Origin of the sequence: Streptomyces sp. NPDC050422 (assembly GCF_044458665.1) — a bacterium.
In the GTDB taxonomy this organism is placed as follows: domain Bacteria; phylum Actinomycetota; class Actinomycetes; order Streptomycetales; family Streptomycetaceae; genus Streptomyces.
The window spans coordinates 176,237-198,137 of record NZ_JBITIE010000009.1 but is presented as its reverse complement, the minus strand read 5'-3'; the positions used below and the strand labels follow the sequence as shown (position 1 = coordinate 198,137).

At 72.3% G+C, this 21,901-nt stretch carries 11 protein-coding genes; 1 reads left to right on the top strand and 10 read right to left on the bottom strand.

The window, feature by feature from the left end; all coding sequences use genetic code 11:
• The first annotated feature begins 203 nt into the window (after nt 1–203).
• Complete coding sequence (locus ACIBJG_RS16135) at nt 204–4,001, top strand: multifunctional oxoglutarate decarboxylase/oxoglutarate dehydrogenase thiamine pyrophosphate-binding subunit/dihydrolipoyllysine-residue succinyltransferase subunit (RefSeq protein WP_399308121.1); 3,798 nt, start codon at nt 204–206, stop codon at nt 3,999–4,001.
• Between the two features lie 80 nt (nt 4,002–4,081).
• On the opposite strand, the gene fxsT (ACIBJG_RS16130) is transcribed toward ACIBJG_RS16135, so the two are convergent.
• From fxsT (ACIBJG_RS16130) to ACIBJG_RS16085, 10 genes are all read right to left on the bottom strand, one after another.
• Nucleotides 4,082–7,486 (bottom strand): FxSxx-COOH system tetratricopeptide repeat protein, encoded by a 3,405-nt coding sequence (gene fxsT / locus ACIBJG_RS16130; RefSeq protein ID WP_399308120.1) that lies wholly within the window; start codon nt 7,484–7,486, stop codon nt 4,082–4,084.
• Entirely contained in the window at nt 7,483–8,763 is a 1,281-nt protein-coding gene (locus tag ACIBJG_RS16125) for a CHAT domain-containing protein (protein WP_399308119.1), read from the bottom strand. Before ACIBJG_RS16125 ends, fxsT (ACIBJG_RS16130) begins: the two co-directional genes overlap by 4 nt.
• A complete protein-coding gene (locus ACIBJG_RS16120) occupies nt 8,756–10,669 on the bottom strand; it encodes a hypothetical protein (protein ID WP_399308117.1) in 1,914 nt (637 codons plus the stop codon). The genes ACIBJG_RS16125 and ACIBJG_RS16120 overlap by 8 nt, the downstream gene beginning before the upstream one ends.
• A 7-nt stretch (nt 10,670–10,676) precedes the next feature.
• A complete protein-coding gene (locus ACIBJG_RS16115) occupies nt 10,677–11,621 on the bottom strand; it encodes an AAA family ATPase (protein WP_399308115.1) in 945 nt (314 codons plus the stop codon).
• Nucleotides 11,618–12,031, bottom strand: coding sequence for a CU044_2847 family protein (locus ACIBJG_RS16110; RefSeq protein ID WP_399308114.1), 414 nt, complete (start codon nt 12,029–12,031; stop codon nt 11,618–11,620). The genes ACIBJG_RS16115 and ACIBJG_RS16110 overlap by 4 nt, the downstream gene beginning before the upstream one ends.
• 69 nt (nt 12,032–12,100) lie before the next feature.
• The gene (gene fxsT, locus ACIBJG_RS16105) at nt 12,101–15,094 is read right to left on the bottom strand and encodes an FxSxx-COOH system tetratricopeptide repeat protein (protein ID WP_399308113.1); all 2,994 of its coding nucleotides are present in this window, start codon (nt 15,092–15,094) and stop codon (nt 12,101–12,103) included.
• An 81-nt stretch (nt 15,095–15,175) separates the two neighbouring features.
• A complete protein-coding gene (locus ACIBJG_RS16100) occupies nt 15,176–16,573 on the bottom strand; it encodes an aKG-HExxH-type peptide beta-hydroxylase (RefSeq protein WP_399308111.1) in 1,398 nt (465 codons plus the stop codon).
• Nucleotides 16,570–17,736, bottom strand: coding sequence for an FxsB family cyclophane-forming radical SAM/SPASM peptide maturase (locus ACIBJG_RS16095; protein WP_399308110.1), 1,167 nt, complete (start codon nt 17,734–17,736; stop codon nt 16,570–16,572). Before ACIBJG_RS16095 ends, ACIBJG_RS16100 begins: the two co-directional genes overlap by 4 nt.
• Nucleotides 17,737–17,986: 250 nt before the next feature.
• Entirely contained in the window at nt 17,987–18,187 is a 201-nt protein-coding gene (gene fxsA / locus ACIBJG_RS16090; protein ID WP_399308108.1) for an FxSxx-COOH cyclophane-containing RiPP peptide, read from the bottom strand.
• 156 nt (nt 18,188–18,343) lie between these two features.
• Nucleotides 18,344–21,895, bottom strand: coding sequence for an SAV_2336 N-terminal domain-related protein (locus tag ACIBJG_RS16085; RefSeq protein WP_399308107.1), 3,552 nt, complete (start codon nt 21,893–21,895; stop codon nt 18,344–18,346).
• Nucleotides 21,896–21,901 lie beyond the last annotated feature (6 nt).

Below are 21,901 nucleotides of genomic sequence, written 5' to 3'. Positions count from 1 at the left end.
TCGAAGGGGCCGTAACTACGGTCTCGCGTACCCGGAGTGAAGCGGAACCAAGCTTGTTTCCCGCCATTTCCTGCCCCGAAACCCGACTTTCGATGTGACTTGCACGACGAAGACCGGCCCGGCCTGCATGGAACGGCCGGGGAGGCGTAGCCTTGATTTCCGCTGTCCATCACCTTGTGAAGCGGAAGAGGGCGGTTGCCGCCGTGTCGTCTCAGTCCCCCAGTAACTCGAGCATCTCGACCGACCAAGCAAGCCCGGGTACGAACCCGGCTGCTGCTTTTGGCGCCAATGAGTGGCTCGTCGACGAGATCTACCAGCAGTACCTCCAGGATCCCAATTCGGTCGATCGCGCCTGGTGGGACTTCTTCGCCGACTACAAGCCGGGTACGTCCGGCACGGCGGACAAGCCCGTTCCCGGCGCCGCAGCCGCGGGGGCTGCGGTGCCCGCGGCCCCGGCCGCCACCGCACCGGCCCCCACCACGCCTGCCGCACCCGCGGCCAAGGCTCCGGCCGCCCCGACTGCCCCGGCGCCCGCACCGGCCGCCCCGGCGGCTCCGGTGAAGGCCGCACCGGTGAAGGCCGCACCGGCTCCCGCCGCGAAGGCCCCGGCCGCTCCGGCGACCGAGGCTCCGGCCGGTCCCGAGTACGTGACGCTGCGCGGCCCGTCCGCCGCAGTCGCGAAGAACATGAACGCCTCGCTGGAGCTGCCGACGGCCACGTCCGTCCGCGCCGTCCCGGTGAAGCTGCTCTTCGACAACCGCATCGTCATCAACAACCACCTCAAGCGCGCCCGCGGCGGGAAGATCTCCTTCACGCACCTCATCGGGTACGCGATGGTGCAGGCCCTCAAGGCCATGCCGGCGATGAACTACTCCTTCGCCCAGAAGGACGGCAAGCCGACCCTGGTGAAGCCGGAGCACATCAACCTCGGCCTCGCCATCGACCTCGTGAAGCCGAACGGCGACCGCCAGCTGGTCGTCGCGGCCATCAAGAAGGCCGAGACGCTCAACTTCTTCGAGTTCTGGCAGGCCTACGAGGACATCGTCCGCCGGGCCCGCAACGGCAAGCTCGGCATGGACGACTTCACCGGCGTCACCGCCTCGCTGACCAACCCCGGCGGCATCGGCACCGTTCACTCGGTACCCCGCCTGATGCCCGGACAGGGCCTCATCATGGGCGTCGGCGCGATGGACTACCCGGCGGAGTTCCAGGGCACGTCGCAGGACACCCTGAACAAGCTGGGCATCTCCAAGGTCATGACGCTGACCTCGACGTACGACCACCGGGTCATCCAGGGCGCCGCCTCCGGCGAGTTCCTGCGGATCCTCTCCCAGCTCCTGCTCGGCGAGAACGAGTTCTACGACGAGATCTTCAAGGCGCTGCGCATCCCCTACGAGCCGGTCCGCTGGCTCAAGGACATCGACGCCTCGCACGACGACGACGTCACCAAGGCCGCACGGGTCTTCGAGCTGATCCACTCCTACCGGGTCCGCGGCCACGTCATGGCCGACACCGACCCGCTGGAGTACCACCAGCGCAAGCACCCCGACCTCGACATCACCGAGCACGGCCTCACCCTGTGGGACCTGGAGCGGGACTTCGCGGTCGGCGGTTTCGCCGGCAAGACGATGATGAAGCTCCGGGACATCCTCGGTGTGCTGCGTGAGTCGTACTGCCGCACCACCGGCATCGAGTTCATGCACATCCAGGACCCGAAGCAGCGCAAGTGGCTCCAGGACCGGGTGGAGCGTCCGCGCCCCAAGCCCGAGCGCGAGGAGCAGCTGCGCATCCTGCGCCGGCTGAACGCCGCGGAGGCGTTCGAGACGTTCCTGCAGACGAAGTACGTCGGCCAGAAGCGGTTCTCGCTGGAGGGCGGCGAGTCCGTCATCCCGCTGCTCGACGCGGTCATCGACTCCGCCGCCGAGGCCCGCCTCGACGAGGTCGTCATCGGCATGGCCCACCGCGGCCGGCTGAACGTGCTGGCGAACATCGTCGGCAAGTCGTACGCGCAGATCTTCCGGGAGTTCGAGGGCAACCTCGACCCGAAGTCGATGCACGGCTCCGGCGACGTCAAGTACCACCTGGGCGCCGAGGGCACCTTCACCGGTCTGGACGGCGAGCAGATCAAGGTCTCGCTGGCCGCCAACCCCTCGCACCTGGAGGCGGTCGACCCGGTCCTGGAGGGCATCGCCCGCGCCAAGCAGGACATCATCAACAAGGCGGGCACGGACTTCACGGTCCTGCCCGTCGCGCTCCACGGCGACGCGGCCTTCGCGGGCCAGGGCGTCGTCGCCGAGACGCTCAACATGTCGCAGCTGCGCGGCTACCGCACCGGTGGCACCGTGCACGTCGTCATCAACAACCAGGTCGGCTTCACCGCCGCCCCGGAGGCGTCGCGCTCCTCGATGTACGCCACCGACGTCGCGCGCATGATCGAGGCGCCGATCATCCACGTCAACGGTGACGACCCCGAGGCCGTCGTCCGCGTCGCACGGCTCGCCTTCGAGTTCCGTCAGGCGTTCAACAAGGACGTCGTGATCGACCTCATCTGCTACCGCCGTCGCGGTCACAACGAGGGCGACAACCCGCAGTTCACCAACCCGCAGATGTACACCCTGATCGACAAGAAGCGCTCGGTGCGCAAGCTCTACACCGAGTCCCTCATCGGTCGCGGCGACATCACGCTGGAAGAGGCGGAGCAGGCGCTCCAGGACTTCCAGGGTCAGCTGGAGAAGGTGTTCGCGGAGGTCCGTGAGGCCACCTCGCAGCCGGCGCAGCCGCATGTGTCGGACCCCCAGGCCGAGTTCCCGGTGGCCGTGACCACCGCGATCTCCCAGGAGGTCGTGAAGCGGATCGCCGAGTCGCAGGTCAACATCCCGGACCACATCACCGTCCACCCGCGCCTGATGCCGCAGATGCAGCGTCGCGCGGCCTCGGTGGAGGACGGCACGATCGACTGGGGCATGGGCGAGACCATGGCCATCGGTTCGCTGCTGATGGAGGGCACCCCGGTCCGGCTCGCCGGCCAGGACACCCGCCGCGGCACGTTCGGCCAGCGCCACGCGGTGCTGGTCGACCAGGTGACCGGCGAGGACTACACCCCGCTGCTCTACCTCACCGACGAGCAGGCCCGTTACAACGTCTACGACTCGCTGCTCAGCGAGTACGCGGCGATGGGCTTCGAGTACGGCTACTCGCTGGCCCGCCCGGAGTCGCTGGTCATCTGGGAGGCCCAGTTCGGTGACTTCGTCAACGGCGCACAGACCGTCGTCGACGAGTTCATCTCCTCGGCCGAGCAGAAGTGGGGCCAGACCTCCGGCGTCACGCTGCTGCTGCCGCACGGCTACGAGGGCCAGGGCCCGGACCACTCGTCCGCCCGCCCGGAGCGTTTCCTCCAGATGTGCGCGCAGGACAACATGACGGTCGCGATGCCGACCCTGCCGTCGAACTACTTCCACCTTCTGCGGTGGCAGGTGCACAACCCGCACCACAAGCCGCTGATCGTCTTCACCCCGAAGTCGATGCTCCGCCTCAAGGCGGCGGCGTCGAAGGCGGAGGAGTTCACCACCGGCGGCTTCCGCCCGGTGATCGGCGACGGCTCGGTCGAGCCGAGCGCGGTCCGCAAGGTCGTCTTCTGCGCCGGCAAGGTCTACTACGACCTGGACGCCGAGCGTCAGAAGCGTGGCGACACGGAGACCGCGATCATCCGTCTGGAGCGCCTGTACCCGCTGCCGGGTGCGGAGATCCAGGCCGAGATCGCCAAGTACCCGAACGCGGCGAAGTACCTGTGGGCCCAGGAGGAGCCGGCCAACCAGGGCGCCTGGCCGTTCATCGCCCTGAACCTGATCGACCACCTGGACCTGGCCGTCGGCGCCGACGTCCCGCACGGTGAGCGCCTGCGCCGCATCTCGCGGCCGCGCGGCTCGTCCCCTGCGGTCGGCTCGGCCAAGCGCCACCAGGCGGAGCAGGCTCAGCTGGTCGCTGAGGTCTTCGAGGCCTGACCGGTCGCCTTACCCGTACGAAAGGGGCCCGGCTCCGCGAGATGATCGCGGGGCCGGGCCCTTCGGCGTGGGTGCGGGGCTCAGGTGATGAGCGGCTCGAAGGGCCAGAACCGCGGGTCGCCGTCCGCAGGCCTGGTGGCGATCGCCGCGTAGCAGGCCACGGAGAGCGGATGGCGGGACGTCAACGTGGCGTTGGCGCGCTCGCAACTGGCCCGGCCCAGTTCACGCGCGGCGCCGAGCTGTCCCGTGCGGGCCCTCATCACGACCGCGTTCATCGCGCAGCCGATCGTCCAGGGGTGGTCCTCGCCGACCGCGCCCGCCATCAAGGTGCGGGCCCGCTCGACGAGCTGGGAGCCCAGATCGCGATCCCCGGTCGACCAGTGTGTCAGCCCCAGGTTGCCCTGGACGCCGATGGTGTACGGATGCCGGTCGCCCAGCATCCGCCGGTAGCCGGCCATCACGTGTTCGTGCAGTTGCAGTGCCTGTCGGGATTCACCGGCCTCCCTCTCCGCCGTCGCGACGGCCGTGGCGATCAGGAGGCTGAGGGGATCGTGCTCCCCGAGGAGCCGCAGTGCGCTCTGCCTGGTCGCGGCGAGTGCCGGAAGCGCGGACTCGGGTCCTTCCAGGGCGTACTGGCAGAGCGTCAGGTGATATTGGGCGCGCAGCGTCTGTGGGTTGTTGGAGCCCATCCACCGCAGATGGCGCGCGACCGTCTCCCGCAGGGCGAGTTCCGCTTCCCGGTGCCGGCCGAGGAGCCGCAGGTCCATGGCGAGGTTGATCTCCGAGTACAGGGTCGGCGGCGCGTTCGGCGCCAGGACGGACCGGCGCAGGTCCAGGGTGCGTTCGTCCTGTCGCCTCGCTTCCTCGTACCGGCCGAGCAGTCGTAGGGACACGGCGAGGTTGTTCTGCGCGTTGAGCGTGCGGGGGTCATCGGGGCCGAGCAGCAGCCGGTCGCGCTCCAGGATCGAGGAGGAGAGGTCCAGCGCCTCCTGGTAGCGGCCGAGGCCCCGCAGATCGGCGGCGAGGCCGCCGGCGGCGCGCAGGTGGTCGAGGTCCAGTTCGCCGCGTTCGGTGGCCAGGAATTCCGTGGTGGCGCGCTCGACGCCTTCGCTGCCGCGGTAGTCGCCGACGGCCCGCAGCAGGTTGGCGTAGTGGTGGCGCAGGGCCAGGACCCGCTCGTCCACCGGTCGGAGCTGCCGCGCCCAGGACTCCATCGCGGGACGGGCGAACCGGATGCCGCTGCCGTACTCTCCCGAAAGGTACATGTAGCGCAGGCAGTTGAGGACCAGTCGGTGCACCTGCGGAGCGGTGCTGTCCAGCACTTCCGCCCAGGTGAGGTGGGGCGTGAGAGCGGCGTAGGCAGGCCAGTGGCGGATGTCCGACGGGTCACCGGGATCGGCGGCGGCAAGGACGCGGCAGGCACCGTCGGCGCATGCCTGCCGGTCGCTTTCCGGCATGCTCTTGCGAACGATCTGGTGGATCATGCGGTGCAGGTAGATCGACTCGCCGGAGGTCGCGTCGTCGATGACGGAGTCGTGGGACTCCAGGCGGACGACGGAGTACTGGCGCAGCTGGCCGATCGCCTTGTTCCACAGCAGCGGATCGTTCATCAGGGCCGCGAACCGTCCGGGCAGTTCATCCGGCGGAACCGCCTTCAGAAGCCGTACGGGAACGGAGCCGGGCGCGAGGAAGCTGCACAGGCGCAGCAGGTCGACGGACTCCGGGACGGTTTCCCGGAGCTGGTTCAGCACGATCGACCAGGCCGTCTGGAAGGCCAGCGGGAAGTCCGCGGACACCTTGACGACATCCTGGTCGATCCCCCCGGCCAAGAGGTCGATGTACTCCTCGACCAACAGGTCCGATTCGTTGAGCCAGCCCGCGGTCTGGTCGAGCAGCAGCGGGAGATCCTCCAGCGCCCCGGCCAGCCGGTCCGCTTCGGCGTGCGTCAGCCGCGGTGCCCGGCGGCGGATGAAGGCGACCGACTCGTCGCGCGCGAACACGCCCACCTCGACGAGGGCGCTGTTGTGCTCGCTCCACTCCGGGTTGCGGGAGGTGATCAGGACGTGCCCGGGGCCGGTCGGCACCAGGTCCCGGATCTGATCGGGTTCGTCCGCGCCGTCCAGGATCAGCAGCCACCGGGAGTAGGGATCTCCCCGGCGCAGTGAGTCGCGGACGGCGCGCAGGCGTTCGCCGTACTCGGCGCCCGTGGGCAGGCCGAGTTCGGGGGCGAGTTCGGCGAGCTGCTGGCGGTAGAGCGCCCGCCGGTCGGCGGACACCCACCACACCACGTCGTACTCGGAACCGAACCGGTAGACGTACTCGGCCGCGAGTTGCGTCTTGCCGGCTCCCGACAGACCGTGCAACGTGACCACTCCGGCGCCCGCTCCGGCGTTCTGCAGCGTCTCGTACACCACCGGCAGCAGTTCCTCACGGCCGGTGAACCGGGTGTTACGGCGCGGGACCCCACCCCATACCTCGGGCATGTCGGCCGGGAATCGGGGGCCCGCGCGAGCCGCCCGGTCGGGCAGCGGGTCGGCGGGCAGCCCCAAGCGCGCCAGCAGCCGTCGTTCCGCCTCCTGCGCACCGATGCCGGTGAGATCCGCCGCGTCGAGCAGCGAGGTGGCGCCCGGTGGCAACGAGGTGGTGAGGGAGACCGCGGCGAACCGGTCCGGGTCGGGGGCGACGACCTCGCGCAGGGCCCGCTCCCACTCCTCTTGGCTGCGCGGGCCCAGCTGGAAGTACCAGTCGCTGAGCAGGACCAGGACCCGGCCCGGTGAAAGCGCGAGATCGCCGAGGGCCTCCGCCAGCTGCTGCTCGGTCGGGGGGCCCCAGCGCCGGTGGATCACGGTCACCCCGCGCCGCTCCAGCCGGTCCGCGATCCACGCCGCCCAGGCCCGGTTGAACCCGGCGAAACTGACGGTGACGCTGGAGTCGAGCCGGCCGGGCTCGGCGGGCCGGCCGGATCTCGGGACTGGTGCCGGCGGCGGGCCGGACCTCCAGGGGCCCCGGTCGCCCACGCCCCCTTCCGCTGGATGCCCGGGAGCGCCGCCGGGCGGGGCCCCCGGAATGCTGCGGGCGGCAGGGCGCGTCCCGGCGGACCCGGCCGGCTCCACGATGACGCAGGGCAGTTCGGCCTTGCGGACCGAAGCACCCCACTGGTTGAAGATGGTCAGCCGCAGCACGGCGTCGCCGGTGGAGGTTCCCGCGGTCACGAGGAACCTCGCCGGACCGTACGTACCGCCGAACCGGTGCAGTACGAGTCCCGGGTCGTCGAGCACCTCGCAGACGAAGTAGGGGGCCCCGTCCAGCGAGACGCTGAAAGCCAGTTCCTCCTCGTCGTACGGCCACGCGTCGCCGTCCGTGCCGCCCCGCCCGTCGAGCGGGCCGCGCAGATCGACGCTGACGCACTGGACGAGGCCGGGTTCCACCTCGGGCAGCCAGCCCACCACGGGCTCGATCAGCAGGGGACGTTCGTCCTGGGTCACGACGCATCCGCCTCCGCCCCGGCCGAGCCGCCCTGGTACCGCCCGGTGAGGCGCACGGTGCTGAGCGGGTGTCCGTAGTACTGGAACATCAGGCTGTACAGCAGCCGCAGCACGTTCCTCTGCCGTGCCGCGTCGAACGTGCCGTCGTCCCTGACCATCATCGGGACGTCGCCGCCGGCGGCGAACGCCGCGTGGACTCCGGCACGGAAGGAGCGCAGCGCGCGGGCCACCGGCCGTTCGGGGTCCTCGGTCACGGTGTCGACGATCCGGCGGATCATGACGCGGGCCTCGGCGTCACCGACTTCTCCGGCGGAGACGATGCAGCCGCCGGCGCCCTTCTCCAGGAACACCTGGGTGAAGCCCCGAAGCCCCTGCATACCGTCCCCGTTGTAGTCGATGAAGCGTCCCGAGTGGCAGGCGTTGAGGCAGACCAGCGAGGCGTCCCGGCGCAGGACATTCATGCCGAGCCGGTCGTAGTCGGCCCATGTCTCGCCGGCGAGGGTGAGGTTGTGGATGATGCCGGGGTCGAACGTGCCGTGGCAGCCCATGTAGACGAGGCCGACCGGCTTCGTCGACAGGTCGTCGAGACTGTTGAGGAAGGTCTCGATGCCGGAATGGGTCTGGTGCTCGTACCCCTGGAAGAACTCCTGGTCGCGAGCCATGTCGGAATGGAAGAAGCCCAGAACCGCCCCGTTCGGTTCGGCGGCCGTGGCCGGGAAGTCGTCGAGCCAGCGGGCCAGATCGACGAGCGCGCCCAGCGGTCCTCCGGGAAGTTCCGCCTCCGCCACGGCAGGCAGGTGGAGTGCCTCCCAGGGCAGATCGAAGCCGGTCTCGTCGAGGACGACGATCTGCAGCGCCTCGCCGTGGACCTGCCGGCACCGGTTGATCCATCCCGTCAGCCGGTGCTGGTACCCCGACCAGCGTGCGATGGACTTGAAGAGTTCGGACGGCGGTGTGCCGCCCCGCCGGGCGTGGCCGAGGCTGACGTCGACGGGCCGCAGGAAGCCTTTGCCCGTGGTGTAAGGGAGCGCGTCCACACCGTCGCACCACGCCTGGACGCCGAAGTCCGGGTCTTCCGGGGCCTTCTTGCGGTGGCGCACGACGAGGACGCGGGCGTACGTCGTGTCCGGCGCCCGGCCGGGGTGCGCGGGGGCCGGGCCGAGACCTTGCGGCTGCGCCGTGCGCACCCCGTCCGGTACCGGCGTCCGCTGCCCCGGCAGCACCTGAGCGGCTGCCGCGACCATGCCGCGGATGAGACGCAGGCGGTCCTCAGCCATGGATGGCCACCCGCGGATCCCGGTCGGCCCGGCCCACGACGACACCGCAGCCGAGGGCCTCGGCCAGCGTGGCCGGAAGGCGGGTGTACGGGTGCCGGCCCGGGTCGACGACCACGCAGTGCAGCCGGCTCCGCCCCAGGGAACGGATGCGTGCGGCCACGGCCAGGGCGTCGTCGACACCCGCCCGTCGTACCGGGCCCCGCCCTCGCGTCCCGGCCCGGCTCATGGCCAGCGGTACGTTGCCCCGGCCGTCGGTGACCACGACGAGCAACGCTTCGACGAGGCCGGCGCGATGGTGCTGGAAGGTGCGCCGCAGCGCGTGCGCGGCCCGGTCGAGCCCGTGCGCGAGCGGGGTGGCCCGGCCGGGCGGGCGGGCCAGCGCGGCCGCGATCCGGGGGTCCCGGGTGGAACGGGCGGTGAACGCGCCGGCCCGCAGCTCGTTCGTCTCCCCCGCGCCGCCGACCTCGACGATCTGGACGGACGCCCGGGTGACGTAGGCCCAGTGGACGAACGGTTCGAGCGTCGCGGACCAGTCCCAGTCCCCGCGGCAGGTGTGGTCGAGTACGAGGGTGAGCGTCCGGACCGGTTCGGGCGCCCGGACATAGCCGCGCAGGTCCTGCGGAAGGATCACCAGCGGCCCGCTGCCGCCCCGGTGCGCCCGGTATGTGGCGGCCTCCATCGCGGTACGGACCGGAGCCAGGTCCCACAGGTCGCGGGCGCGCCGCACCCCGACGACCGGGCCCCTGGAAGCGCGGGCGCCCGTCGCGCGGCGGGCGGGTGTCCGCAGCACAGCCCCGCCCGGCCCCGGGCCCGCGGTGTCCTCCGGGTACGGGGAGGCCGGGAGCTGCCGCTCCCCGGCCGCCGGAGCGAGTCCGAGCGGGACCGCGGATTCGGGGTCGTGCACCGGGATTCCCGCCTCCGTCCCGCGCTCCGCGGTCCGCGGGTGCTCGGGACGGGCCGGGTCGCGGCCGGGCCCCGTGAACGCGGGCGCGTCCTGCTCCGAGGGCTCGTCGAGGGGTGATTCCGGACGGGTGCGGGTGCGGAGGCGGATCAGCCGGGCGGCCCGGCCCACGTGGTCGGCGGTGACCGGCAACGAGCCGGCGAGCGGCGCACCGCCGGCCACCGTGGCGTGCCCGGCGCCATCCATCCGGGCCAAAGCGCGGGCGATGCGGGCCAGGGCGAGCTCCCGGCGGTGTCCGACGTTCTCCTGGTCCGCCAGGAGTTCCAGCACCGTCGGTACGAACTCTTCGGTGAGGGTGAGACGTGGGCGTGGTGTCGTCGGGTCGAGGGCGGTGGCCCAGTCGGCAGGGAGCTCTCCGAGCGGGTCGGTGCCCGGCAGCGGCCGCAGTCCGGGGGTGGCGAGGCGGACGGGGAAGCGGTCCAGCAGGTGCGGGGAGAGGAGTTCGGCGTCCTCGGCCCGGCAGCAGGCCAGCCATCGCGCGCGGGGCCGCCAGTGGTGGCGGATGCCGGAGTGTTCGAGGGTGGCGGTGACCGTGCCGAGCAGCTGAACGGCCGCCCGCATGCCCGGGACGCTGAGCCGGGCCAGGTCGGGCACGACGACGAGCCGCGCACCGTCGCCCGTCTCGGCCAGCGGTCCGGGCACGAAGGTCAGCTCGACGCCTCGTGGGCCGCGGTGCACCCGGGGCCGTATCCAGAGGTCCTCGTCGACCGTGCCCGCGTCGAGCACCGTCCGCGACACCGCGGTGCCCGGGGGATGTCCGGCGGCCCGGCCCAGCACCTGGGCGAACACGCCTGCGACGGCGGGGAGGTGTTCGGGCGGGAGGTCGAAGAGCAGGACGCCGGTGAGGGACGGTTCGAGGGCGGAGCAGACGAGCGCGGCGAGCAGCCGGCGCGAGACGTCGTCCGGCTCCCCCGGGTCCTGCACGTGTTCCGGACGGGCAGCCATCCGCGACTCAGCCGAACAGCTCGTCGAGAGCGGAGTCCTCGTCCGGCCCCCAGCTCAGCTCCGAACCGTGAACGGAATCGGGCCTGCGGTGGCGCAGCGCGAACGACAGGACCCGGCGCACGTGCCGGGGCTCGACCCGCCCCGCCCCCTCCTTGGCGGCCAGCGCCCGGGCGGCCTTGGCCACCAGCAGGTCACCACGCTGTCCGACGGCACCCGTCCGGGAGGCTGCTTCGGCGCAGAGCCTGCTGATGTCCGTGCCCAGCCGGACCGCCGGCAGCCGGTCGCGGGCGGCCATCAGGTCGTCCCGCTGCTTCCGGTTCTCCTCCTCGGCGGTGCGCAGCCAGTCGGAATCGGGGACGGTCCGCTCCTCCTCGAAGGTGAGCACGGTGGTGATCATCCGGTGGCGTTCTTCGAGGTCCAGTTCGGCGGCGGTCACCATCAGACCGAAACGGTCCAGGAGTTGGGCCCGCAGGCTCCCCTCCTCCGGATTCATCGTGCCGACGAGCCCGAAGGACACATGGGTCTCGGTGTCGATGCCTTCTCGCTGAACGGAGAGGACACCGGTGGAGACGACATCGAGGATGATGTTGACGATGTGGTCGTCCAGGAGGTTGACCTCGTCGACGTACAGCATCCCCTTCTCGTGCGCCTCCTCGAGCAGTCCGGCCTGCCGCTTCGCCTCGCCGCGCATCAGGGCGTCCAGTTCCCAGCCGCCCAGGACCCGGTCGTCTGTCGCGTTGATCGGCAGCGTGACCGGCAGCCGGCCGCCGGTCATCAGTGCGAACGCCCGCACCACGGTGGACTTGGCCGTGCCCCGCTGTCCCACGATGAGGACGCCGCCGATGGCCGGAGCGATGTAGTTCAGCTCCAGGGCCAGCTTCAGCTCGTTCTGCCCGACGACACGGCTGTACGGAAGGATGGGAACCGGCGTCCCCGACGCCGCACCGCTCACGACGGGGCCACCACCGCGGTCGCCTGCTCCTCGCGCCCCGGCTGCCAGCGGAAGGTGACCTGGATCTGCGCCTCCGCACCGGCCTTCACCACGGCGGCCATGCCCGCCTCGAAGGTGATGCCGACCTGGAGTTCGACCTCGTCGGGCCGCAGCCCGTCCCCGAGGTCGCCCAGCCTGCGCATGGCCTGGGAAGCGCAGCGCCGGGCGAGGTCGAGGCCGTCCCCGTACAGATCGCCCGCCGCCCCCAGCGCGCGCCGGGCGGAACCGGCGCCGTCCCTGGTTTCCGTGCTCCCGTACAGCGAGTCCGCGTCGCTGACGGGCGACCGGGCCGAGGTGTACGCGTCGGCGTCCACCACGACCGGTATCGGACCGTCCTCGCCAGGTGCCACAGAACCCACTACGACAGCCATACGCCCCCCTGGGTACACAAGTCGCTTGCGATGCAAGGTTACTGACACATCATCAAGCATGCGGAGCGATCAGATGAACTGGGGTTCGAAGTCCCAGTAGGGCCGTACGCGGGAGCGCGCCGACATGGTGTGGACATGCTGGGCGCCCAGCGTCTTCCCCAGATCGTCCAGCGCCTCCGATTCGACCTTGTCCGCATGGCGCAGGTCACGGAGGCCCCGCAGGTCCGCCGCGTGCGCGATACGGGCGGAGAGGGTCAGCGGGTGGGTGCGGCCGAGGACCTCGATGGCCCGGGTGCTGATCGTCTCCGTCAGAGCAGCGGCGGCCTCCGGGTCACCCACCAGGTTGCGCAGCGCCGAGGCGTTGACCGCGCAGCCGAGGGTCCAGGGGTGGTTCTCGCCCACCGACCGGCCCATGTCGATGAGCGCTTCCTCCAACAGGTGGTGCGCCTGGTCCCGCTCGCCGACGTTGCGCAGGATCAGGGCATGGTTGGCACGGGTACCCGCGACATAGGGATGCTCCTCGCCGAGCATGTCGACATAGCCACCCACCACCTTCTCGCTTATGGCCCTGGCCTGGTCGATGTCGGCGTGCTCCCGGGCGAAGAAGCTCTGGCTGGCCGCGAACATCATGGTCAGCGGGTCGTTCTCGCCCAGGACCCGCTCGCCGCGTTCCAGTACTCGGGTGAACAGGTCCGCGGCCTTGCTCCGCTCGCCGGAGCGGTACAGGCAGAGCGCGAGGTTGTGCTCGGCGCGCAGGGTCTGGGGGTTGTCCTGGCCCATCACGATGCTATGCACCCGGGCGCTCTGGGTCTGAAGCGATTCGGCCTCGTTGTACCGGCCGAGCAGGCGCAGGTCGGTGGCGTAGTTGGTCTCCGAGTAGAGCGTCCAGTTGTGGCGCGGGCGGAGCAGTTGCCGACGCGCCTCCAAGGTGCGCCGGTTGAGTTCCAGCGCCTCCTGGTACCGGCCAAGCAGCCGGAGCGACATAGCCAGGTTGTTCTGCGCGTTGAGCGTGCGCGAGTCCTGGTCCCCCAGCAGTTCCCGGTAGGCGCCGAGGATCCACTCGGACATCTCATGGGCTTCGTCGTACTTCCCGAGCCCCCGCAGGTCGGCCGCGAGGCCGCCTGCCGCGCGCAGGTGTTCCAGGTCCTGCGCACCCCGCTCGGCCCGCAGGTGGTCCACGGCGGCCCGCTCGATGGCCTCGGTTCCGGCGTAGTCACCGACGGCCCGCAGCAGGTTGGCGTAGTGGTAGCTGAGGTCCCAGAGGCGCGGGTGGTTCTCGCCGAGCAGCTCGCGCCACGCGGTCATGGCACGGGCACCCAGCTTGATGCCGGCCCGGTACTCGCCGGAGAGGTACATGTAGCGCAGGCAGTTGAGCACCAGGCTCTGCACCGCGGGGTCCGTGCTGCGCAGGACGTCGGCCCACTTCAGGTGCGGGGTGATCTCCGCATACGTGGGCCACAGCCGGGTGTCCGTGGGGCGGCCGGGGTCGGCGGCCGCGAGGGCGCGGCGGACAACTTCGATGAACTCGCGGCGGTCCTGGTCCGGCATGTCCTTGCGGACGATCTGGTGGACCATGCGGTGCAGGTAGATCGACTCACCGGAGGTCGCGTCGTCGATGATGGAGTCGTGGGACTCCAGGCGGACGACGGAGTACTGGCGCAGCTGGCCGATCGCCTTGTTCCACAGCAGCGGGTCGTTCATCAGGCCCGAGAGCTGTTCGGGCAGTTCCCCGGACGGCATTTCCTTCAGCAGCCGTACGGGGATGGAGCCGGGCGCGAAGAAGCTGCACAGGCGCAGCAGGTCGACGGACTCGGGGACGGTGTCCCGGAGCTTGTTCAGCAGTATCGACCAGGCGGTCTGGAAGGCCAGGGGGAAGTCCGCGGAGACCTTGACGACGTCCTGGTCGATGCCGCCGGCGAGGAGGTCGATGTACTCCTCGACCGACATGTCGGAGTCGTTGAGCCAGCCCGCGGTCTGGTCGAGCAGCAGCGGGAGATCCTCCAGCGCCCCGGCGAGCCGGTCGGCCTCGGTGTGGGTGAGGCGCGGGGCCCGGCGGCGGATGAAGGCGACCGATTCCTCCCGGCCGTAGACCGGCACCTCGACGAGGTTGCTGTTGTGCTCGCTCCACTCCGGGTTGCGGGAGGTGATCAGGACATGCCCGGGCCCGGTCGGCACCAGGTCCCAGATCTGGTCGGGTTCGTCCGCGCCGTCCAGGATCAGCAGCCAGTGCGCGTGCGGATCGCCCCGGCGCAGTGAGTCGCGGACCGCGCGCAGGCGTTCGCCGTACTCGGCGCCGGTGGACAGGCCGAGTTCGGGGGCGAGTTCGGCGAGCTTCTGCCGGTAGAGCGCGCGCCGGTCGGCTGGCACCCACCACACCACGTCGTACTCGGAACCGAACCGGTACACGTACTCGGCGGCCAGTTGCGTCTTGCCGACACCGGACATGCCGTGCAGCGTGACCACGCCGGCGCCGGTGCCGGCGTCCTGGAGCGCCTGGTAGGCCTTGCTGAGCAGTTCCTCACGGCCGGTGAAGCGGGTGTTGCGGCGCGGAACCCCTCCCCACACCTCGGGGGTGTCGAACGGGAAGCGGGGGCCCGTACGGGTCTCGCTTCCCTCGGGCAGCGCGCTCGTGGGCAGGCCCAGACGTACGAGCAGGCGGCGCTCCGCCTCGACCGCTCCGACGTTGGTGAGGTCGGCCGCGCCGAACACCGAGGTGGCGCCGGGCAGTGCCGAGGTCGTGATGGAGACCGCGGCGAACCGGTCCGGGTCCGGGGCGACGACCTCGCGCAGGGCCCGGTTCCACTCCTCGTGGCTGCGTGGGCCCAGTTGGAAGTACCAGTCACTGAGCAGGACGAGGACCCGGCCGCGGGAGAGGGTCAGATCCTGTAGCGCGTCCTCCAGCGGGACGTCCACCTGAGGGTCCCAGCGCTGCTGGACGACCGTCACTCCGCGCCGCTCCAGCCGGTCCGCGATCCACGCCGCCCAGGCCCGGTTGAACCCGGCGAAACTGAGGGTGACGGTCTGCGCCCCGATTGCTCCAACTTGCTTACGCGTACCGGGCATTCAACCGTCTCCCTGACATCGTTGCGAGCCTTTTCACGATACACCGGGGCGTGGTCGCTCCGGCCGGAATCACCTGGCTGCTCACGTCCTGGGTGATCCGTTCCTCTGCTGCCATATCACCCGCGTGGTGTTCACATAGGCGTCCGCGCGCGCCAGGTGACCCGTGGGTGGAGGCGAATCCTCCAGACGGTGGTAGAGCGTGATCATCTCGTTGACGAGGACGCGCCCCTCGACGGTCAGCAGGGCAGATCCGGCCAGTACGGGCAGTACGGCCCCGACCTGTTGACGGCAGCGGGCGTGCTCGGCCCAGGCCAGGTCGCGATGGGTGACGCGCCGCGCGCCGAGTGCGAAGCGCTGCCAGTAGTCGGCGAGCCCGAGGTGCGAGTAGGCGCCCTGGAACAGCCCGTCGAAGGGCCGGGGGTCGGCGCGCCAGGGGGCGAAGTGGCGGGGCGTGGCGTCCTCGTGGTGCAGCGGGACGAGTGCGCCGAGCGCGGCGAGCTTGGTGTGCTGGAGCTCGTGGACGAGCGTCGACGCGAAGTAGGCCGGGGTGGCGGGCTTGCTGCTGAGAACCGCGCCGAAGGCCTCGCGCCGGGTGCCGCTGCAGTGGGCCGCGGCCTCGCCGGTGGGTCCCGAGCCGGGCGGCGGGCCGAGCGGGACGAGGCAGCGCAGCAGCACGGCCGCTTCGGTGAGCCGGTGCTCGCCGCCGATGCGGAGCAACGGTTCGACTCCGGCCCAGGACGCGATCCAGGCCTTGCGTTCGCTGTCGTCGATGTGCGTGGCCGCGCTCAGTCCGTGCCGCTCCAGGCCGGTACCGCGGGTGCGGTACGGGTCGACGTCGTCCAGGGGTACGGGGCCGGTACCCGGCAGCACGGCGGACAGCATGAGCACCGGCAGCCAGCGCGGGTCGGCCGAGCTCAGGGTGCCGTCCGGCTGGGTCCGTACCGTCAGAGGGGGCCCTCCGGTCGGCCGTACGGTCATCTCCCCGTCGGCGAAGGCGAGTTCGGCCGTTCCGGCCGGGGCTCGCACCGCCCCCAGCGTCGGCAGGGAGAGCAGGCCGTCGCGGGCGGTGAGCCGGGCGGTGACGGACATCCCGGCGCGGATCGCGGCCGCTGCCGCGAGTGCGGTCAGATGGCCCAGGTCGGCGAGGAGCCCGGGGCCGTCCGGGGCCGCCGTGGTGAGGCCGGTCAGGAGCCGCTGCGCCCAGGGCCCCGTCATGGGGTGGAACAGCACGGCGTGCACCGCGGCCCGGTCGGTGCGCTCGGCGGCTTCGAGCAGCGCCCAGTCCGCGCGCAGCCGGTCGAGCAGCGGGGGTGGGCAGACGGTCGTGGGGGCGGCGGCCGCCGCGTCGAGCAGGGCCCGGAGGAGGACGAGACGGCGGGTGTCCTGGTCGCGTACGAGCAGGGCGAGGGTGGCGGCGGTGCCTTCGGTGCGGCCGAGTTCGCGCAGTGCGCGGTCGGGGACGGGGACGGCGGAGTTCATGGGGGGTCTCCTGCGGTTGCGTCGGCGAGCCGGTCCGCCACGTGGCGGACCAGCCGGTCGAGGTCGGCGCAGTAGACGGAGGGGTTGATGAAGCCGTTCTCTGCGCGGTAGCGGTGGGCGTAGTGGCCGCCGCCGCAGACGGTCAGCAGCGGGCAGGCGCGGCAGACGGCGGCGAGTGCGCCGGCCCCTGCCTGGCGGGCGGCGACGCCGGGGTGGCGCAGGGCGTCGTCGAAGGTGTGCCGGAAGATGTCGAGTCCGGTGGCGGCTGCGGTGTCGTAGGCGGACTTGAGGGAGTCGACCTGTTCGATCGATCCGTCCGTCTCGACGACGACCGCGTTGAGGGGGTCGAGCCCGAGGGACTCGGTGGCGCCGGGCAGCCCGAGGAGCAGCGCGATGCACTCCTCGAAGAGCCGGATCCGGGTCTCCCGCCGGGAGGCCGGCCACCAGCGGTCGAAGACGGTGCACAGCCAGTCGCCGTACGGGGTGGCTCGGCCCGCCCCGGGGCCCGTGGGGACACCGGCCGGATCCGGCAGACCGGGCGGCGGCTTGGTCCAGTTGCCGTGCGGCAGAAGCAGGTCCAGGGCCGGAGGGCGCAGGGCGAGCAGTGACTCGTACATCTCCAGGGGGTCGGTGCGCGGGTCGACGACGGTGAGGATGCCCGCGTACGCCTCCGGGTGGCGGTCGGCGAGCAGCCGGGCGCCGCGGGAGGCGGCGGGCCAGGAGGGGCGGCCCGCATGGTCGGTGCGCAGGGTGTTGTGTGCGGCCAGGCCGCCGTCCAGGCTGATGCCGATGCGTATGCCGTGCCGGGCGAGGGTGGTGACGCCGGCGTCGGTGAGCAGGGTGGCGTTGGTCTGCACGGTGGCGTGGACGGTGCAGTCGCCGGGCACCCTCTCCCGCAGCCGGTCGGCGAGGGCGGCCAGCCGCTCGGGTCCGGCGAGGAGGGGTTCGCCCCCGTGCAGGACGAGGGCGACATGGCGGAGCCGATGGGTCGCCGCGTGTTCGGCGATGCGGTCCGCGGTGCCGTCGAGGACAGCGGGCGAGGCGGCGGCGGGGCGGGTCCGCCAGGTCGAGTCGGGGCCCTCGTACAGGTAGCAGTAGCGGCACGCCAGGTTGCAGCGGCCGTGCACCTTGACGATGAACTGCCCGAAGGGCACCGGCCTCACCGCGTGGGAGGAAGACGCCGGGTCCGGGCGCGCCGCCCCCTCCACGCGCCGCGGCGTCGTCCGTCGGGCCACTGGGGCACCCCCGTGCTGTACGTCTGCCGGGACGCGGCCCGGAACCGGCCGCCCGGGCCGGACGGCCCCCGCGTCGTACGGCGGGGGCCGGTCCGTCCCGGGCGATGATGTCGTGGTCGTCGGCGGCCCGGTACCGCTCCGGGCGGCACCGGACCGCGCGGCTGCGGGGCTCCCCGCCTCAGAAGGCGTTGTTGAATCCCCAGAGCATCTCGCGCGGCTGTTCGACGCGGCCGCGCAGATCCGCGACCACCTCGGCCAGCACGGGATGGTCCATGGTGCGCAGGGACTCCAGATCGAGGCCCAGGAGATCCGGCAGCTCACCGGTGGCACCGGACGCACCGGACGTCCCCGCCCCGTCCTTACGTGTCGACTCGCTCATCACGCCTCCCCGTAGTACAGCACCGGGACCGCCGCGCCGCGCTCGCCGTTGAGCGCACCCCGCCGGCCCCGTGTCCCTGACCTGCCTCGAGCCTTGCGTTCGGATCGTGCCGGGCGCCACCTGTCGCGGAAGCGCCCCGTGCTCGTCGTTGAGCACTCAGCGCTCCAGTTCGGCCAGCCGCTCGGTGGTCGACTCCCCCGCCGCGCCGCCGCCGTCCCGCAGTTTGCGCCACTCCTGACGGGCCGCCCGGTACGCGTCCCGCGCGGCCCGGGGGCGCCCCGCACTCTCATAGGTCATACCCCGCCAGTGGTTGGCTGTAGCACCCAACTCCACAGCCTCTTGGAGCTTTTGTGGATTCTCCAGCTCCGCTTCGGCCTCGGCTGCGGCCTCGGCGGCCGAACGGAAGGCCTCCGCGGCATCGTCGCGCCGGGCCGGCCTGTCCAGTACGTCGGCGGCCTCCAGACAGGCGCGGCCCAGCTCCAGCCAGCAGCGGGCCGCGGTCAGCGGAGCCGTCGCCTCCTGTGCCGCCAGCCTGAGGAGGTGTTCGGCCTCCCGTAGATCGACCCGGTCCGCTGCGGCCCGGTGCCGCAGCATCAGGGCCCGGCCGAGCATGAGCAGCCGCTCGGACTGGTGCGCACCGCCCGCGGGTGTCTCGGACCGGCAGTCGCGCAGCACCCGCACGGCCGCGCCGACATACGCGCCGCCGTCCGGCAGTTCGGCGCGGCGCAGCAGCGTGGTGCCCCACTCGGCGAGCAGGTCGGTGTGGGCCCGCGAGTCGCGCGGGGTGCCGCGGGCGGCGCGGGCGAACCACTCGGCGGCGGCCACGAGTTCGTCCGGGTCACCGGTGTGCTCGTAGCGGGCCGCCCGGATCCGTCCGGCCCTGGTCTGCAACTGGGCGCGCTGCCGCCCTTCGCGTACGGTCTCCAGCGCCTGGCCGGTCAGGACCGCGGCTTCGTCCGGCTCCTCGCCCGAGGCGAGCAGCGCGTCCACCAGGTCCAGCACGATGCGGTTCCCGGTGCCCGTGGTGTGCCCGCCGCCCTGCGCGAACGCGGTGCGCAGGGAGCGCGCCGACTGCCGCGCGTACTCCTGGGACTGCTCCGTGTCCTCGGTGGCACCGGCCAGTTTCAGCAGTGTCCTGCCGTGCTGCAGCGGCAGTGCGGCCGGACGGTTCTCCTGGTCGGGCCAGGAGTCGGCGAAGGCCTCCAGCATCCCGCAGGCGCTCTGCAGCAGGGCGCTGTCGCCGTCGAGCCGCCACTGCGCCTCCAGGGCCCGCACCCGCTCCAGGGTGAGTCGCAGGGCCTCTGCCGGCTCCATACCGGGAGCCGCGCAGGCGAGGGTGTACTCGCGCTCGGCGCGCCGCAGGAGGTCCAGGGCGCCGCGCCGGTCCCCGCGCCGCCGCCCGTCGTCGGCCGCCGCGTGCAGGACCTGTGCCAGCACCGCCCGTTCACGTACGGCGCCGGGGTACGCGACGGCCCGTTCGGCGGCGCGCCTGGCCTCGTCGAGCAGATCGTCGCCGCCCCGCACCTCCCAGAGCCTCAGCGCACACCGCGCGTACTCGGCCCAGAGTTCGGGGCCGACGGCGGACTGCGGGCTGTTCTCGGCGGCACCTCGCAGCAGTTGTACGGCGTCGATCAGGCGCTGCACCATCTTGTCGGCCTCGAACTGCCGCACGAGCCGGCGGGCCCGACCCACGGCGGGACTGGTGCCGGATCCCGGGAGATCCGCCCCCTCGGAGGGCTCCGGGGGCACGAATCCGGGGGGCACGGGCATGAAGCGCTCCAGCACGCGGGCCGCGACCTCGGCGAAGGCGTGGGGGACGCCCCGGCCGTCGCCCGGCTCGTGCCCCACTCCCTCGATCCCGTCCCGCTCGTCCCCGTCCCCGTTCTCCTCGCTCTCCTGGCTCTCCCAGGTGTCCTCCGTCCCGTCGCCGGGCCGGGTACGGGTGCCGGCGGCGAACCGCGAACCGCGCAGCGCTCCGTCCCCGAGCTGGGCGAAGGCGAGGGCGGGGAAGTTGGGTCCGCCCTTGCCGAACCGCTGCTCGATGTACTGCGAGCAGTGCTTGAGTACGAGCAGGGCCTCGTCGCGGCCGAGCGGTCCGAGCAGCGCGTCCTGGACGCCGGGCTCGAACGCGTACCACTGCCCGCGGCCCCCACCGCCGTCGGCGCGGGTGAGCAGCCCGCTGAGCAGCACCTCGGCCAGCTCGGAGGGCCCCGAGTGGGGCAGCATCGTGCGCTGCACGAGTTGCATCACCGGAAGGTAGAGGGGGGCTGCCGCCAGATGGACGGCCAGCTGTCCGGCGGCCGGTGAGGCCACCGAGCGGAAACGGCTGACGAGTTGGAGCGAGGAGAGCGATCCGCCGGACCGCTGGGCGGCGGCCGCCGGCTGGTCGGCCCGCACCCACCCCACCGCTCCGGCGATCCGGGCCGCGCCGGTTCCGGAGAGCAGTCTGGCCCAGGCGCCGAGCGCGTCCGCCGTGGGCGGGAGGACCGGGACCGCGAGGGCTCCGGGGTGCACGGCGGGGCCGGTCCCGGCGTCCTCGGCGACCCTGAGCAGCGCCGCTCCGGCCGGCCCGTCGCCCCGCGAGAGGGAGCCGAAGGTGACGGGCAGCCTGGTCCGGTTCCACATGCGCTGCGGCAGCGGCTGCAGGACGGCGACCGGGGACTGGCAGGCCAGCTGGTGCAGCAGCCGGTGGGCGCGCCCGCTGTGCCAGAGCGGTCCGGCGCAGTCACTGATCACGACGGTGACCCGGCGCCCCGTCGGATCGCTGAGCCGGTCCGCGGAGTGCAGGGGGCCCGCCGCCGGGTCGGAGCTGCGACTGACCGCGCATCCGCCGTCCGGACCCTGATGCAGATAGCGCACCTGGACATCCCGGAAGGCACCCAACTGGGCGAATATGCGCTGGAGTTCGCGGAACATCCGGTCCCACACCAGCATGGAGGAGGAGGCATCCATGACGCACTGGAGGATGGCGTCACCCCTGCGGATGCCACGGAACACCGGCATGATCACGCCGCCGGCCCGGGCACTGAGTTCAGCGGTCGCCGTCTCGTCCAGGGCGCGCCGCAGCGGCGCGGAGGCCGGGTGGTAGCGCTGCAACGGGCGTAACGCGCGGGCGAGTTCGAGTGGGGCCGGGAGCACGGGGGCAGCCGGCACGCCGAAGGTGAGCGCGGCGCCGGGGTCGTCCGCGGCGGGTCGCCGGCCGGGGCCGGAGTCACCGTCCCGGGGCGTGCGCGTCTGACCGGGGAGGGGGTACAGGGAGATCTTTCCGTCCCCGCCCGTCCTGCGCGCCGCCTCGGGCGCGGCGTCCTCGCCGCCGTCCGGGCCGTCCCGCCCCGGCGTGGTCTCCGCGCCGGTACGGGCAGGAGCCACCGGCTCCTCGGCCTGCGGCGCGGGCGCGGGCGCGCCACCACCCCCGCTCTCGCTCCGGGCCGCCGCGGGCCCGTCGGCACTGCGCGTCCACCGGGCCAGCCAGAGCGCGTCGCACAGCTGCTCCACGTCGGGGTCGAGCCCGGCTCCACGCAGTCGGGCGACCAGCGTCGCGAGCTGCTCCGGGCCGGGCGCTCCGCCACCCGCCTCCGCACGGGGCGTTCCGTCGCCCGTATCCACACCGGGCGTTCCGTCGCTCACATCCGCACGGGGCAGCGGGTCCGGCGCCCCACCCGGCCCCGGGCCCCCTGGGGCCCCTGGCGTCCCGTCCGCCCCATGCATCAGCGC

What these genes read in the sequence shown, in the direction of transcription:
- fxsT (WP_399308113.1), bottom strand. Translation starts at nt 15,094, where the DNA reads ATGCCCGGTACGCGTAAGCAAGTTGGAGCAATCGGGGCGCAGACCGTC.
- ACIBJG_RS16120 (WP_399308117.1), bottom strand. Translation starts at nt 10,669, where the DNA reads ATGGCTGCCCGTCCGGAACACGTGCAGGACCCGGGGGAGCCGGACGAC.
- ACIBJG_RS16085 (WP_399308107.1), bottom strand. Translation starts at nt 21,895, where the DNA reads ATGCATGGGGCGGACGGGACGCCAGGGGCCCCAGGGGGCCCGGGGCCG.
- ACIBJG_RS16110 (WP_399308114.1), bottom strand. Translation starts at nt 12,031, where the DNA reads ATGGCTGTCGTAGTGGGTTCTGTGGCACCTGGCGAGGACGGTCCGATA.
- fxsA (WP_399308108.1), bottom strand. Translation starts at nt 18,187, where the DNA reads ATGAGCGAGTCGACACGTAAGGACGGGGCGGGGACGTCCGGTGCGTCC.
- ACIBJG_RS16100 (WP_399308111.1), bottom strand. Translation starts at nt 16,573, where the DNA reads ATGAACTCCGCCGTCCCCGTCCCCGACCGCGCACTGCGCGAACTCGGC.
- ACIBJG_RS16125 (WP_399308119.1), bottom strand. Translation starts at nt 8,763, where the DNA reads ATGGCTGAGGACCGCCTGCGTCTCATCCGCGGCATGGTCGCGGCAGCC.